The organism is Paenibacillus sp. FSL R5-0766, from assembly GCF_037971845.1.
In the GTDB taxonomy this organism is placed as follows: Bacteria; Bacillota; Bacilli; order Paenibacillales; family Paenibacillaceae; genus Paenibacillus.
Map to the genome: position 1 here is coordinate 3939442 of NZ_CP150227.1, position 14939 is coordinate 3954380.

17 protein-coding genes are annotated in these 14939 nt (G+C 46.6%); 8 read left to right on the top strand and 9 right to left on the bottom strand.

The genetic code is table 11. The annotated features are described in order from the left end of the window. Positions 1 to 9 precede the first annotated feature (9 nt). Positions 10 to 921: an AraC family transcriptional regulator gene (locus MKY66_RS16835; protein ID WP_076215383.1), complete on the top strand. Its 912-nt coding sequence runs from the start codon at positions 10 to 12 to the stop codon at positions 919 to 921. A gap of 34 nt (positions 922 to 955) precedes the next feature. Here MKY66_RS16835 and MKY66_RS16840 read toward each other — a convergent pair whose 3' ends face one another. Both MKY66_RS16840 and MKY66_RS16845 read right to left on the bottom strand, forming a co-directional pair. Continuing rightward, entirely contained in the window at positions 956 to 2359 is a 1404-nt protein-coding gene (locus MKY66_RS16840; RefSeq protein WP_076215386.1) for an aldehyde dehydrogenase, read from the bottom strand. Between the two features lie 90 nt (positions 2360 to 2449). Further along, positions 2450 to 2752: a metalloregulator ArsR/SmtB family transcription factor gene (locus tag MKY66_RS16845; RefSeq protein ID WP_017688208.1), complete on the bottom strand. Its 303-nt coding sequence runs from the start codon at positions 2750 to 2752 to the stop codon at positions 2450 to 2452. A gap of 272 nt (positions 2753 to 3024) precedes the next feature. On the opposite strand from MKY66_RS16845, the gene MKY66_RS16850 reads away from it, so the two are divergent. The 5 genes from MKY66_RS16850 to MKY66_RS16870 all read left to right on the top strand — a co-directional run bounded on the left by MKY66_RS16850 (position 3025) and on the right by MKY66_RS16870 (position 7009). Then, entirely contained in the window at positions 3025 to 3702 is a 678-nt protein-coding gene (locus MKY66_RS16850) for a GntR family transcriptional regulator (protein WP_026081054.1), read from the top strand. 40 nt (positions 3703 to 3742) lie between these two features. Beyond that, complete coding sequence (uxuA, locus tag MKY66_RS16855; protein WP_076215389.1) at positions 3743 to 4810, top strand: mannonate dehydratase; 1068 nt, start codon at positions 3743 to 3745, stop codon at positions 4808 to 4810. Then, positions 4807 to 5670 (top strand): SDR family oxidoreductase, encoded by an 864-nt coding sequence (locus MKY66_RS16860; protein WP_076215391.1) that lies wholly within the window; start codon positions 4807 to 4809, stop codon positions 5668 to 5670. Before uxuA ends, MKY66_RS16860 begins: the two co-directional genes overlap by 4 nt. 212 nt (positions 5671 to 5882) lie before the next feature. Beyond that, the gene (locus MKY66_RS16865; protein WP_256704321.1) at positions 5883 to 6611 is read left to right on the top strand and encodes a DUF421 domain-containing protein; all 729 of its coding nucleotides are present in this window, start codon (positions 5883 to 5885) and stop codon (positions 6609 to 6611) included. Between the two features lie 26 nt (positions 6612 to 6637). Beyond that, on the top strand, positions 6638 to 7009 hold the full coding sequence (locus MKY66_RS16870) for a DUF4363 family protein (RefSeq protein WP_076215394.1): 372 nt from the start codon (positions 6638 to 6640) through the stop codon (positions 7007 to 7009). A 58-nt stretch (positions 7010 to 7067) separates the two neighbouring features. Here MKY66_RS16870 and MKY66_RS16875 read toward each other — a convergent pair whose 3' ends face one another. From MKY66_RS16875 to MKY66_RS16905, 7 genes are all read right to left on the bottom strand, one after another. Next, on the bottom strand, positions 7068 to 7769 hold the full coding sequence (locus MKY66_RS16875; protein WP_076215396.1) for a M50 family metallopeptidase: 702 nt from the start codon (positions 7767 to 7769) through the stop codon (positions 7068 to 7070). Between the two features lie 43 nt (positions 7770 to 7812). Beyond that, complete coding sequence (locus MKY66_RS16880; protein ID WP_076215398.1) at positions 7813 to 8295, bottom strand: hypothetical protein; 483 nt, start codon at positions 8293 to 8295, stop codon at positions 7813 to 7815. A gap of 164 nt (positions 8296 to 8459) precedes the next feature. Then, positions 8460 to 9548: a metal ABC transporter substrate-binding protein gene (locus tag MKY66_RS16885; protein ID WP_076215401.1), complete on the bottom strand. Its 1089-nt coding sequence runs from the start codon at positions 9546 to 9548 to the stop codon at positions 8460 to 8462. After that, complete coding sequence (locus tag MKY66_RS16890; RefSeq protein ID WP_076215404.1) at positions 9535 to 10428, bottom strand: metal ABC transporter permease; 894 nt, start codon at positions 10426 to 10428, stop codon at positions 9535 to 9537. Before MKY66_RS16890 ends, MKY66_RS16885 begins: the two co-directional genes overlap by 14 nt. Continuing rightward, complete coding sequence (locus MKY66_RS16895) at positions 10374 to 11081, bottom strand: metal ABC transporter ATP-binding protein (RefSeq protein ID WP_076215406.1); 708 nt, start codon at positions 11079 to 11081, stop codon at positions 10374 to 10376. The genes MKY66_RS16890 and MKY66_RS16895 overlap by 55 nt, the downstream gene beginning before the upstream one ends. A gap of 49 nt (positions 11082 to 11130) precedes the next feature. Beyond that, positions 11131 to 11280, bottom strand: coding sequence for a 50S ribosomal protein L33 (rpmG, locus tag MKY66_RS16900; RefSeq protein WP_036613813.1), 150 nt, complete (start codon positions 11278 to 11280; stop codon positions 11131 to 11133). A gap of 70 nt (positions 11281 to 11350) precedes the next feature. Continuing rightward, positions 11351 to 12550, bottom strand: a complete 1200-nt coding sequence (locus MKY66_RS16905) for a GTP-binding protein (RefSeq protein ID WP_076215409.1) — start codon at positions 12548 to 12550, stop codon at positions 11351 to 11353. A gap of 273 nt (positions 12551 to 12823) precedes the next feature. Between MKY66_RS16905 and MKY66_RS16910 the strand changes: the two genes are divergently transcribed. Further along, complete coding sequence (locus MKY66_RS16910) at positions 12824 to 13858, top strand: permease (RefSeq protein ID WP_076215411.1); 1035 nt, start codon at positions 12824 to 12826, stop codon at positions 13856 to 13858. Positions 13859 to 13940: 82 nt separating this feature from the next. Further along, complete coding sequence (locus MKY66_RS16915; protein ID WP_083657313.1) at positions 13941 to 14924, top strand: TIGR03943 family protein; 984 nt, start codon at positions 13941 to 13943, stop codon at positions 14922 to 14924. Positions 14925 to 14939: the final 15 nt, after the last annotated feature.

Here is a 14939-nt window from a genome sequence, read left to right on the forward strand (position 1 = left end):
GGATCTTCCATGTCTTCAACGTATTTGCCTCCTACTTTGGGAGAAAGTGTCCATGAAGTTTTTTATCCAGATGTGCAAACAACGGTTAATCTGTTCGCCATTCATTTACGAAGTGTCGGTACGGACTGGGATTATCCGGCGCATGAGCACCCTCAATATGAATTGAATTATGTCACGGAAGGCGAGCAACGCATGATGGTGAACGGCACCCTATATATTCAAAAGGCTGGCGAACTACTCCTGATTCCTCCGGGAAGTATTCATTCCAGCCAGAGCCATAACGGCAAGGGATTCACGTATTTTTGCATGCATTTTGACATTGATGATCAGTTGTTCCTATCGTTGCTTGCGCGCATCAAACAAGTACGATTCAGTGCAGATAGTCCGGTTACGCAGCAGATCGAGCCTGTTTTGCGCAAATTGATGTCATCTGCGGATGATGAAGTAGCAAGTACAATGGTGCAGCGCATGCAGTTGCAATCTGCGGTATTTGAACTATTTGGCCATCTGTGGGAGGCGGTCTCGCAAGAGGCAGCGCAATGGTTTACCGACGGACACGAGAAGATCGAACTCGCCCACCAGATTCGTAATCGATTGCAAGGCCTGATGAGTCAGCAATTCAAACAGGGACACAAGTCCAACGGTCACTATGGCATTGATGATATAGCAGCAGAGCTGGGCATCAGTTCTTCTCACTGTAATCGAGTGTTTAAGGAGGTGTTCGGTCAGTCTCCACGTGCTGTATTGTCCCAGTTGGTTTTGCATGAAGCGAAGCTTCTTCTGGGCAATCCGAAGCTGTCCGTTCAAAATATTGCCGTCATGCTTGGTTATAAGGATATCGCCCATTTCAGTCGTCAGTTCAAGCGCTGGTCCGGCATGTCACCATCCCGTTACCGACAGGAACAGCCTGCTCTGGAATGAAGTCCAGTAGCAGGCTGTTTGTCTTTCTTATTTTTTATTTCAACAAACGCTTAATCAACTTCAGCTTGTTATCATACGGTGGATACAGAATCGGCAGATTCAATTTGGTGCTTTTTTTCAGTACACTTTTGAGATGAGAGAAGGTTTCGAAGCTGTACTGCCCATGATACGAACCAACACCCGAATGACCAACACCACCAAACGGCAGACGCGGATTAGCAACATGCGTGATGGTGTCGTTAATGCAGCCGCCTCCAAAAGAAACTTCACGCAGCACTTTGTCCTGAATCTGGGTGTCGGAAGTAAACAGATACAAGGCGAGTGGTTTCGGCCGCTTGACGATTTCTACAATGGCTTCATCGAGATTACGGTAGCTAATGATCGGCAGAATCGGTCCAAAAATCTCATCTTCCATCGTTGCTGCTTCCCAGGACTCCGCATCAATCAGCGTAGGTTCAATGAAGCGATCTTCCTCATCCGAAGCTCCCCCATAGATCACTTTGGCGTGATCCCGTTCAATCAGAGTTGTCAGACGTTTAAAATGTCCCTTGTTCACGATTCGCCCATAGTCCTTGTTGTGCTGGATATCCGAACCAAAGAAAGACACGATTGCTGCCTTCATCTCTGTAATTAACGCTTCCTTCACGCGCTCATGCACAAGTAAATAATCGGGTGCGATACAGGTCTGTCCTGTATTGAGCAGTTTGCCCCATATAATGCGCTCAGCTGCTACTTTGATATCCGCCTGTTCATCCACGATGACAGGGCTCTTGCCTCCAAGTTCTAACGTAACGGGAACGAGATTTTTGGCAGCTGCCTCCATCACAATCTTGCCTACCGGTACACTGCCTGTAAAAAAGATATAGTCGAATGGCGCGTTAATCAGCGCTGTCGTTGTATCTTTTGCACCATCAAGCACTTGTACGTATGCCGGTTCGAACACGCTCGCAATCATTTCACGTACAACAGCGGACACCGCAGGTGTATTCTCTGACGCTTTGAGCACGGCTGTGTTACCTGCTGCAATCGCACCAACCAATGGTTCGATTAAGAGTTGAAAAGGATAATTAAACGGTCCGATAATTAGAACCGCCCCGTAGGGTTCGGGTATGATATAACTTTTCGAACCAAGGAGTGCCATTTGCGTTTTCACTTTAACGGGTTTCACCCATTTATTCACTTTACGAATGGTGTGTGTGATGCTATCCATCATAAATCCGATCTCGGTTGTGTAGGATTCGAACTCACTTTTGCCCAAATCCTGATAGAGAGCTTCTGTCAGTCTGGATTCGTACTTTTGAATGGCCTGCTTCAGTTGGGTCAGACGGGCAATTCGAGCTTCTGCCGATCGTGTTGCCCCGGAACGAAAGAACTGTCGTTGCTGCTCCAAGATCTGTTCAACTTCCTGACTGGTTACTTCCTGTATCGTCGTTGTCATATATACATACTCCTCTATTCATTATTGATCAAGCGTTTAAACTTACGAACCTATAAGACACATGCAAAAGCATGTTTGATCACTATTACTCTACAGACACTCTTCTTCCAAAGCAGCTACCAGTTCCTTCAGCAGTTCCACCGATGCATTCAATGAAGCCGAATAATAGCGCTGTGTCCCCTTCTGTTCCACAGATATAAGTCCCTTCTCTAACAACAGCTTGAGATGATGAGATATGGCTGGGCGGGATAGGCTGGATTGTTCGGTAATTTCATTTACCGTCATTCTGCCCTTCTCGGTAAGTGTCAGCAAAATGGATTGACGATGGTTGTCACTTAACACCTGAAATAACGGAATACAGGTTTGAAAAACGCTAATTGCTTTTTGTCCCACGGTTTCACCTCTATACTATTTCTTCTTCATTATTTCTACGTCTATTTTCTCCGTTTGGTGTCTGTTGGTTTAAACATTCGAACCTAATGACTGAATTGTACTCTTTAATTACTTGAACTGCAAGTGAACCATCAACTAAATTTAATATAATACTTATAAAGCGCTTCCATACTACCATACAAGTATGGTAGTATGTCATTGAAGGAGTTGAAGTTGTGGAATATACCCCAAAGTTATCATCCAAAACCGGTTTGTTGCCTGTTGCGAGCAATATGTCTTCCATGAATAATAAGCAGTCTTACTCAACGCGAGATGTCGTTTACTTCACGCTGAAACAACTCATTTTGAGTTTGAAAATGCCTCCGGGAACAGCTATTTCTGAGAAGGAAATTTCGCTGGAGTTCCAGGTCAGCCGGACACCTGTTCGAGAAAGTTTTGTAAGGCTTGCACAGGAAGGTCTGCTGGAAGTGTATCCACAGCGTGGCACATACGTCTCTCTGATTCAGGTCGATCTCGTTGAGGAAGCACGGTTCATGCGTGAACAGCTCGAACGAGCCGTAATCAGGCTCGCCTGCGAGAACTTTCCGAACGAACAGATGGTAGCTCTTGAACAGAACCTTGCGTGGCAACAGGAATGCAGGGTCAAACCGGATGATGAACGAATGTTCCAATTGGATGAGGAATTCCATAGCACTCTTTTTGCAGGCTGCAACAAAAGCAACACCTGGACTGTTATCCAGCAGATGAATGTACATTTGAATCGAAGTCGCATGTTACGCCTGTCCTCGGACCACCAGTGGGATCACCTGATTGAACAGCACCGGTCTATGGTCAAGGCCATTCAGCAGCATGATGCCGACACAGCAGAGCGACTGATGCAGGAACATTTGCATTTAACTGTCACCGATTTGGCTGTCCTGCAGGATACATATCCGTCCTATTTTCAATGACTGAATTTTTCTTCCTACTATTCATGATGAGGTGAACGTGATGAGAATGGTTTTTCGCTGGTTCGGCGAAGGTAATGATACGGTAACGCTGGATCATATCCGGCAGATTCCGGGTGTTGAAGGTATTGTGTGGGCACTGCACGATGTTCCAGCTGGTGAGGAATGGCCGATGGACAAAATACTCGCTGTCAAAACAGCAGCGGACAAGGCCGGGTTACATCTGGATGTCGTTGAGAGTGTGAACATCCATGAGGATATCAAGTTAGGCCTGCCATCAAGGGATAAATACATTGCGAACTATATTAAAACAATGGAGAAACTGGCTCAAGTTGGTGTGAAGGTCATCTGTTACAACTTTATGCCGATCTTCGACTGGCTTCGCACGGATATGCACAAGGAAATGGAGGATGGCTCAACGGCCCTCTTCTATGAGCACAGTAAACTCGCAGATATAGAACCTCTAGAACTCGTTCGACGCATTACGGAAAACTCCGCACTCACCATGCCAGGTTGGGAACCAGAACGATTGCAGTATTTAACAGGTCTGTTCGAAGCCTACAAGGATGTAACCGAGGATCATATGTGGGAGCACGCACGTTATTTCTTGCAAGAGATTATGCCTACAGCCGAACGGCTGGGGATTCGAATGGCCATCCATCCGGATGACCCGCCATGGCCAATCTTTGGATTACCAAAGATTATTACAAGTCAGGAGAATGTTCGGAAATATTTGAATCTTTATGATAGCCCTTACCATAGCGTGACGTTATGCAGCGGCTCTTTGGGAGCGAATGCCGATAATGACATCATCGGGATGATACACGAGTTCAAGGATCGGATTCCATTTGCCCACATTCGTAATGTAAAAATCTACGATAATGGCGACTTTATTGAAACCTCACATCGCAGTCAGGATGGCAGTGTTGATATTGCAGGGGTTGTTGAGGCTTATCACGATATCGGTTATGAAGGTTATGCAAGACCCGACCACGGTCGTCATCTCTGGGGAGAACAGTGCCGACCTGGTTATGGACTCTATGACCGGGCTTTGGGGATCATGTATCTCTGGGGCGTCTGGGATTCCCTGCAAAGGAGGGCAAAAGCATGAGTGAACACCAATATGAACGCTCATCTCGTCTCGAAGGCAGAACGGCTGTAATCACCGGAGGTGCTGGAGTATTATGCCGCTCCATGGCGGAAGAACTCGCTCGGCACGGTGCAAGTGTAGCCATCCTGAACCGCACGGTGTCCAAGGGACAGGAAGTTGTAGCTGCGATTGAAGCTGCGGGTGGCAGAGCGATTGCTATTGCCTGTGACGTAACCCAGGCCGATAGTGTGCAAGCTGCGGCAGATGCGGTGCTGGAACAGCTTGGACCATGTGATATTCTGATCAATGGCGCGGGTGGCAATAATGCCAGTGCCAACACCACGAATGAAATTTTTAGATTGGAAGATCTGGAAAAGAGCGATGTCACTACATTTTTCGATGTAAGTGTAGAGGGATTTCGTCAAGTGATGGATCTGAATTTTGTCGGTTCTCTCATCCCCACTCAGATCTTTGCAAAACATATGATAGAGCGCGATGTTCCCGCTACTGTCATAAACATTTCTTCCATGAGTGCCCCATCGCCCATGACCAAAGTTCCAGCGTACAGCGCTGCGAAGGCAGCCATTAACAACTTCACGCAGTGGCTCGCCGTGCATCTGGCCGAATCCGGAATTCGTGTCAATGCTATTGCACCCGGGTTCTTCCTGACCGAGCAAAACCGTAATTTATTACTGCAACCAGACGGCTCACCAACGGAACGTTCCAGTAAAATTATTGCTCATACACCCATGCGCCGCTTTGGCAAGCCGGAAGACCTGCTTGGTACATTGATGTGGCTTGCGGATGAAAGACAGTCCGGCTTTGTCACTGGTACAGTCATTCCGGTAGATGGCGGATTTATGGCCTATTCCGGTGTTTAACGATTTCTTACACAGACACTCCGATGAAAGTTTTTTCTTTCCTCTCCGTTACGTGTAAATAATCAGTTCAACTAATATAGAGAATTTTAGAGACCGAAGCTTGGGATACATACCCAGGTTTCGGTTTTTTGCGTTCAAGCATAAGATCCTCCAGCATAGGAAAAGCTTGTTATAGTACTATGCGAAGTGAAGTAAAGGAAGGTGATACATACATGATGGAAGAAACATGGGTTGTTGCCGTACGGTCGATTATCGCCTTTATAACCTTGATCATCTATACAAGGGTACTGGGCAAACAACAGATGGGTAACTTGACGTATTTTGATTACATTAACGGGATCACCATCGGTTCCATCGCAGGAACATTTGCGACGGAGTTATCCTCTAAAGCATGGATTCATTTTGTCGCCTTGACCATTTTCACAGTCATTACAATCATATTTCAGTTCATAACGATGAAAAATCGAACTCTCTCCAAATTGATGGATTCCGATCCTACCCTGGTGATTCAGGAAGGCAAAATTCTGGAACAAAACCTGCATAAAATGCGTGTGAAATTCGACGAACTGACCGTCATGCTTCGCCAAAAGGATGTATTTGATATCACTACAATCAACTATGCAATCATGGAACCCGATGGAAGTCTCTCTGTGGTGTTAAAACCGGAGAATCAGCCTCTTACAGCTAAAGATATGCATATGCATCCGCCGAAAAGCAAGCTGATGACCGAACTGATCATTGATGGTGTTCTGATCAAACAGAACCTGTATGAGAGACATAAGGACATCCAGTGGCTTACCGAACAGTTAAAAAAGAAAAAAATAACGATTCAGGATATTGCATTTGCTGCCATTTTACCCAATGACAAATTGTACATTGATCTCTTCGATGATCATTTTAACGAGAAAGTGGATATGGGTGACTATGAAGGACCATTCTAAATGTTCACATTGCGGGAGGTGGTTGAATGAAAACACGTTTCTGGTTGCTATATGTACTTCCGATCTTTTTGATCTTGCTATTCGTAGCGATCATGGCTGGCGGAACATATCTCAAAAAACCATTTGGTACCCAAGATCGATTGCTCGAATCAGTGCAGAAGCTGGAAAAGCACGTTGAGAGCAAACAGTGGACGGCAGCCAAGTCCCAGGTTGAGTATGCAATGAAGGCCTGGGATCAAATCGTCAACCGAATTCAATACAGTGTGGAACGTGAGATGATCTATGATATACTCGGTGTCCTAGCACGGATCAAAGGCGGCATTGCAGCAGAGGATGATCAGGCGATCATGGAAGAAATCTATTACTTTTACGTCTTATGGGACGAATTGGGGAAATAAAGTAAAAAGCACCTCCTTTGTCGAAAAAGGAAGTGCCTTCTGGTGTTACTATACAACGTTAAGCTCTTCGTAATCCCCGAGACCGTGACGATCGCGAAGTGCTTTCTTTGCGGAAAAAGAGACCGAGTGCTCTGTTCGCACACCACAGTGCAAACAAAGCGAACAACGTGCCCCAGAACAGCGCGGGAAGGAACGTCTGCTGAGCGAGATTCGCTGCATCCCCTGCCCGTGAAGGCTGAGTCCAGGACATTAATCCAACGTATACGGCACTAACGACCGACTCTTCCAGCGTAAGAAACGCCAGTAACAGATAATAGAACTTCACGATCTTGGCACCAAAAATCATAATGACAACGTTCAGTACAATGAACCCGGTCAGCCATAACATGCCAAACTCCCCTCTTACATATAACAGGAGTGACACCAGAGCGACAGCCGTCATAATACCGAGTCCCCACATGTGCAAGCCTTTGCGGTATAAGTAGAACAACAGCCAGGCGAACAGTGATGCACTGATATATCCCGCAAGAGAAACCAGGATCGATCTGCCTGGCGTCAGCATGGAAGAGTAAGTTACACCACTATGATCAGCGTACAATTCAATGCGCAGCACTTTACCGGACAATACCAGTGTCATTAGTGCATGACCGAATTCGTGAATCATCGTATCCAGGTTACGGAACAAGGACGAAAATGGGATGAATCGTGTAAGAAAGACGGAGCCTAGTAGAAAAAGTATCGTTTTGACCCACTTATTCAATCGTGCCATACCTCCTTTACCTTCAAATAAACAAGCCTATCCTTTATACTACGCTTTTTTCACTCGATTCGTTTCGGCTTCCGAACTGTAGGGCACAGTGCTCTATCCACCAGCAGAAGCTCCGATTGTGTCCAATGAAAAAAGAAGATAGATCATAGCGGCCCTTTTCAGTCTCTAGCGTAACAAGCAGTCGATTCCGCATCTGACGGAGAGCATAGTGCACGAATTGATCTGCAACCTCACTTTGTATCAGGGTAACATAAGCATAAAGGGAATGATCGACAGGTTCATCAAGCGGACTCACCCCTGCACATGAAAATTCAGTCTTCACGCCCGCATTCTGAAGTATGGACAATGCGTTCACAAGCTCGGCATCCACTTCAACGCCATTCCATATCTCCGTTTTCTTCGCGGATACCGTATGTTTATCACGTTCCGTCCAGTGCATCAGCTCCAGCTTACGCCGTCTCCACAGATGGGCGGGCTGTTCACTTAACAGCACTTCATGTTCCTCATTTGAATTCATCTACTGCTTCCTCCTGTTTCTTCTCAATCCGGTCACCTTAAACGAAGCAGAGAGCACATCACTGTGCTCTCTGCTTCGCAAAAAGGCAAAGGAATGGCACTCCATTCCTCAGCATGTTGTATTATTGTACCCTTTTCGGTGACAGGCATCAAATTGATCTTTTATTATTCGTTCAGCGCCAGTTTCAGTGCCTCCAGATTCTGTTTCATCACGCTAATGTAGTCCATTCCCGCCGCAATTTCTTCCTCGGTGAGTCCCTCAATCGGGTTCAATACAGCCGTCTTGGCCCCCACTTCACTTGCAATCGTCTCAGACACTTTGGATGAAACCAATGTTTCGAAGAAAATCGTCTTCACCTGATGCTCTTTCGCAAAATCAATAACGGATGCCATCTGCGCTGCTGAAGGTTCCTGCTCAGGGGATAGCCCGGCAATAGGTACCTGCTGCAGATCATATTCTTTAGCCAGATAACCAAATGCAGCGTGTTGGGTGATGAAATCCTTGCGTTTGCTATCCGTCACAGCGGTCTTGAAGTCCTGATCCAGTGACTCCAGTTGAGCAATGTAAGCATCTGCATTCTGCTTGAACTGTTCAGCGTGTTCTGGAGCAGCCTGCGCTAATCCTGTTTCAATATTGCGTACTTCTTTGACAGCCAGTGCAGGCGACAGCCATACGTGGGGATCGAGTCCACCGTGATCGTGATCATGTCCTTCTTCTGCCTCGGCATCATGATCGTGGTCGTGATCATGCTCTTCTGTAGTCGCTTCATTCGCATGGTCATGATCGTGCTCATGTTCTGTTGCCTCTGAATCTTCATGATGGTGATCATGCTCTCCACCCTCAAGCAGGTTGATGCCCTTGCTTGCTTCCACCTGAATGAGCGAAGCGTTGCTCAGACTTCCGGTGACCTGATCTATCCATGATTCCATACCCGCACCGTTGTATACAAGCACATCCGCTTTTTCAATGCTGGCAATATCTTGCGGTGTGGGCTCCCAATCATGAGGCTCCATACCTGCTGGAACGAGGGTATGTACATCCGCTAGGTCACCTGCTACATTTTTAGTGAATTCGTACATGGGATAGAAACTAACCTGCACGTTTAATTTTGCTGCTTCATTCTCTGTGGAGACTGTATTAGCAGCACCCGTAGAACTTGTATTTGCATCAGAAGCGGATTTTTGTCCGCAGCCTGCGACGATAAGTGTGAGACTGAACAACAATCCAAGCGTTGCTTTTTTACTGAATTTCATGTGATGTATTCCTCCTAGAATGGTTGACCAGAATGACGTGCTGTGATTTCGTTTCTTTGCGGTGACGCTTGCGGTTATATCGTGCAATCAGCTTTTGCGCTGATATTCCAGTCAATAGGAAGACCAACAGGATGAGTGCAATTGTTCCTCCCGGTGGTGTATTCAGATGATAAGATGTTGTGAGTCCGCAAAAAATACCGATTAAACCTGTAATTACCGCGACAATGATGGCTGCTGTAAAACTGCGAGACACTCTTAGTGCCAGGGCAGCGGGCAATACAATGAGAGCAGACACTAGCAGCACACCGACGATCGGCATGGCTGATGCTACAGTCATTCCTGTCAGAATGGCAAATGCAAACGATAATCCTTTCACCTGAACGCCTCCAATGGAAGCTGTCTCTTCATCAAACGTAAAGCTATAGAGCGGTCTTCGGAGAATGATGAAAAAAAGCAATCCCGTGACACATACCCCTGCCATCATCCACAACTGCATATCGCTAACCGCGACAATAGATCCAAATAAGTATGAGCTGAATGTTTTGGACAGATTGGTTTTGAGACTCATCAATACCACTGCAAGAGCCAGCCCCGAAGTCATGATGATCGCCACAGGTACCTCGCTGTAGGTTCGGTAACTTCGCCGGAGTTGTTCAACCAGTAATGCACCGATAATGGCAATGGCGAATCCGCAGATTACCGGGTTAAGATTCATGACCGAACCGAGCGCCACCCCTGCGAGTGAGACATGGGATAACGTGTCTGCCATAAGGACCTGCCGCCTGAGCATCAGATAGACACCCAGAATCGGAGCTATGACCCCAATCAGTCCACCTGCCCAGAAGGCACGTTGCATGAATTCGTACTCAAACACTGCCATTCCTCACTTTCTTGCCGCTCCAGAGTAATCGTTCGATCCAATCGATTCCCCATCTCTTCCAGCCCATGAGTAACCATAATAATGGTTAACCCATGAACATCAGCATAGTGGCGCATCAGATTGTAAAATCCTTCACGGCTGTGGCGGTCCATTCCCGTTGTTGGCTCATCCAGTACCAGAACCTGCGGTTGCCCAGCCATAGCTCTGGCAATACAGATCCGCTGCTTCTGTCCACCAGACAGCTCACCGACGCGTGTATTCCGATATTCCCACATGCCGACCTCACGCAAACTGCGTTCAACGATGGCATCCTGCTCTGCTGTGAAGCTTCGGAATAGTCCCAGTCTGGTATAACATCCGGATCGGACCAGTTCGTTCACCGTGCTGGGAAATCCACTATTAAACGATGCCACCTGCTGGGGTACATAGCCAATATTGGATGTGTTCCCGCGTTTCAACTGCGGACTCATATGTATCGTGCCGCTCCAGGGCTTCAATAGCCCTAGCAGCAGCTTTAACAGGGTCGTTTTGGCAGAACCATTGGGGCCAGTAATGCCTATGAACTCTCCCACATGGATATCCAGCGACAGTTGATCAATGACCGGCTCTTTGCCATATCCAAATACAACATCACGCATGGAGGATAGTATCATGCCTTTCCCTCTTTTCGTAAATATTACGATTTAAAAATAACAAAAAATTTTATCTGGTTTCCCGGTGGATCGTCATTTTCTTCAAACGTGGGGAGTACTTCTTCATCTCAAGTCTCTCTGGATGGTTACGTTTGTTCTTGGTTGTTGTATAGTTGCGGTCCCCGCACTCGGTGCAGGCTAAGGTTACAATGACTCTCATGGTTGTTGCCTCCTCTTATTTAATCGTAATAATTACTATTTAATGATATTAGCTGATGCTTTTTCGTTTGTCAACTCCACGCCGGAAAAGGATCTTTCAGTTCACGCCAGTTCATTAACATCTCTTCCTCCGTAAGAAGGGTCTCATCCAATGTACGTTCAATCTCTGCCCGGTTCATGTCAATGCCGATAAATACCAATTTCGTCACCCGATCGCCCCACTCATCATCCCAATCCGGTATGCTTGGCAATGTATCACCAAAGTGAAGTTGTCTTTCCTCCTCACTCATCGCACCTACCCATATTCCTGCTGGCGCAAGCTGCTTCGATGTGCCTGCATGACTGAAAGAGATTGCCATATGGTTTCTTGTCGCCAGCCACATCAGACCTTTGGATCGCACGATGTTATCTGGCCATTTCGCAATCCAACGCAGTAAGCGTTCTGGGTGGAATGGACGTTTACGATGATAGACAAATGAATGAATTCCATATTCTTCAGTCTCCGGGGTATGTTCCTCTTTCATTAATTCGCGGATCCAACCCGCGGACTGGCTTGCTTTTTCAAAATCAAAACGTCCCGTATTCAATATCTCTCTCGGATCAATCTGCCCATGTGTCGTGCGAATCAACTTAGCTTCCGGTTGCATGGCATGTAGTGCCTTCTCAAGCTTCGAAAGTTCTTCCTCCGACACCAAATCACATTTGTTCAGAATCAGCACATCACAGAATTCCACTTGATCCGTCAACAGATGAACGATTCCGCGAACATCATCCTCCCCGGCTTCCTGTCCACGATCCTTCAATGTTTCTTTGGAATAAAAATCACGCCAGAACTGGGCAGCATCAACAACCGTAACCATCGTGTCGAGACGGGTGAATTTCGTCAAATCAATGCCGAGTTCCTCGTCGATATACGTAAACGTCTGCGCAACAGGTACCGGCTCACCTATACCCGTGGATTCAATCAATATGTAGTCAAAAGAACCATCCAGCGCCAGCCGCTCGACTTCTTTCAGCAGATCCTCCCGCAATGTGCAGCAGATGCAACCATTAGACATCTCTACCAACTTCTCATCAATGCGCGATAATCCTCCACCATCTCGTATTAAACCTGCATCGATATTAACCTCACTGAGATCATTGACGATGACAGCAACCCGCATCCCCTCGCGGTTATGAAGCACATGATTGAGCAGTGTCGTTTTGCCTGCACCCAAATATCCACTCAGTACGGTTACTGGAACCCGTTGTTGAACCTGTTGATCTGACATTTCTGCTTCCTCCACTCTGCTTAAGTTGGATTGACTAATCTTCTTTATGAGCCTATGAGAGAGAAAAAAGAGGCTCCCTTTCCTTAATCGTAATAATTACTATTAAGGACAATCAATCCGAACTATACCGCAGTTTTCTTTGGGTTGTCAACTCTAATATGATGAAGAATCTTGATTAATCGTAAAAATGTTGATTAGAACATAGGAATGATGTATGTTGCTGCACGTACAAGCATATATTTTAGCAAAGTCCTAGTTGTGGAGGTCTGTTTCATGAAAATGGCAGCCAATTTGAAGCTCCTGTCCTTCCTGATCCCTTGTGCATTTCTTGTTCCCGTGTTGATCACAATGGCTCCAGACCTGAAGGAAGCATGGAACAGTGAAGCTTTGCAAAATATGAAAACCGTATTCATAGGTATTTTCCTTGAAGCCGCACCTTTTCTGCTCATGGGTGTGTTATTGTCCTCGCTCATGCAGTGGTTCGTATCCGAAGAAATGGTCCGCAGACTTACACCCAAGAATCCGATCGGCGGTGTACTTGTCGCAGGGCTGCTCGGTATTATTTTTCCCATCTGTGAATGTGGCATGATCCCGGTAGTAAGACGGTTAATGCACAAAGGCATGCCTGCCTATATCGCAGTGACGTTCATCTTGAGTGGTCCCGTAGTCAATCCCATCGTATTTACCGCAACCTTGCTCGCCTTTCCCTCCCATCCTGAGATTACCATTGCCCGAATGGTACTGGCCTTTGCTGTAGCAGCTTCAATAGGCATGCTTGTGTATGTGTTCGTTCGTCGAAATCCCCTTCGGATGCCAAAAGTCGCAGTGACAGAGGTTAAGACGCATCCTGGTTTTAAAATGGCACAACCTCACGCCCACGCAAATGCACATGATCATAACCATGTAAAAAACTGGCGTAGCTTCTTCATTCATGCCGGAGACGAATTCGTCGATATGAGCAAATATCTGGTGATCGGTGCCCTGATTACAGCCTGCATCCAGACATTCATTAGCCGCAGCGATCTGATCTCACTTGGCAATGGTCCTGTCGCCTCCTATGTGTTTATGATGGGATTTGCTTATGTATTGTCTCTCTGCTCCACTTCAGATGCTTTTGTGGCTTCTGCGTTCTCACATACGTTTGCACTGGGGCCGCTGGTATCCTTCCTTGTGCTTGGCCCAATGCTGGATTTCAAAAGCACCCTGATGCTGCTCTCGACCTTCCGTACGCGGTTTGTTATTGGTCTAAGTCTAGCGATTATTACGCTCGTTTTTGCCGGCTCGTGGTTGATTAACCTACTGGTATAACGGTTGAGCAACATACTTCATGACCTAAATGGTTAATCCCATGAACTTTCATCCTGACTATGAATAGAAATGAGGTGATGTTATGAACCACACTGTCTATACGATGACCAAACCTCCTGTTCCAAGGTCACACGTCATCCAATGGCATAACCTGATCCGTGCAGGCTGGATCGGCGGGGTGGCAGTGTACATTATTCAGTTGAATTCAAGTGATTCGCTTCATTATTATTTGGCTCCTACCATGCAAAAACTGCTATTATGCTGTCCTGTTCCCTTATTGTTTATTGCCATTATCATGGCTTGGCATGGACTGTTCGGCAGAAACGAGGTTCATTGCGACTGTGAACATCCACCACCCTCGGGGTTCCTTCGTAGCTCAATGGTATATGGTCTGATTGCTATCCCCTTGTTGCTGGGGTTTCTGTTACCTGATCGGGCTCTCGGCAGTTCCATGGCCAGTCAGAAAGGCATGTCTCTCACCTATGCCCCTCCCGAGATTCGTCGAAAAGAGCCTTTACCTGATCCGGCAACGCAATTGAATGTACAAGATCACACACAAAAACCAACGACCGTTCAGCCTGCATCGGCTACCAAAGTACAATTCATTCCCCCAGACGAGTATAGCCGTGAATTCGCTGAACTGGCGGAGAAGTTGTATGCAGAACAGGTCATCCGAGTCTATCCCGAGATCTTCTCTGAAACCCTCGGCACGATCGATATGTTCCAACGACAATTTGCAGGCAAAGATATCTCCTTAACCGGGTTCGTTTATCGGGACAAAAGCATGGATCATGAATCACATTTTGCACTGGGACGATTTCTGGTCATGTGCTGCCCTGCTGATGCGGCTCCCTTTGGCGTGATGATTCACATCCCCGAAGCGGATAGCTTCCCTACAGACAGTTGGGTACAAATCGATGGCAGCATCGGGTCTGCACAGGTGAACGGTAAGGATACGATTGAGATTCGGGCCACAAAGGTGACACCTGTAGCCGAGCCATCCACGCCTTATATTTACACCAATGCAGATTCGGTGATGGCGTATGAGAAAATAAAGAGCCCGTAGTTGCTAGTAGTAACA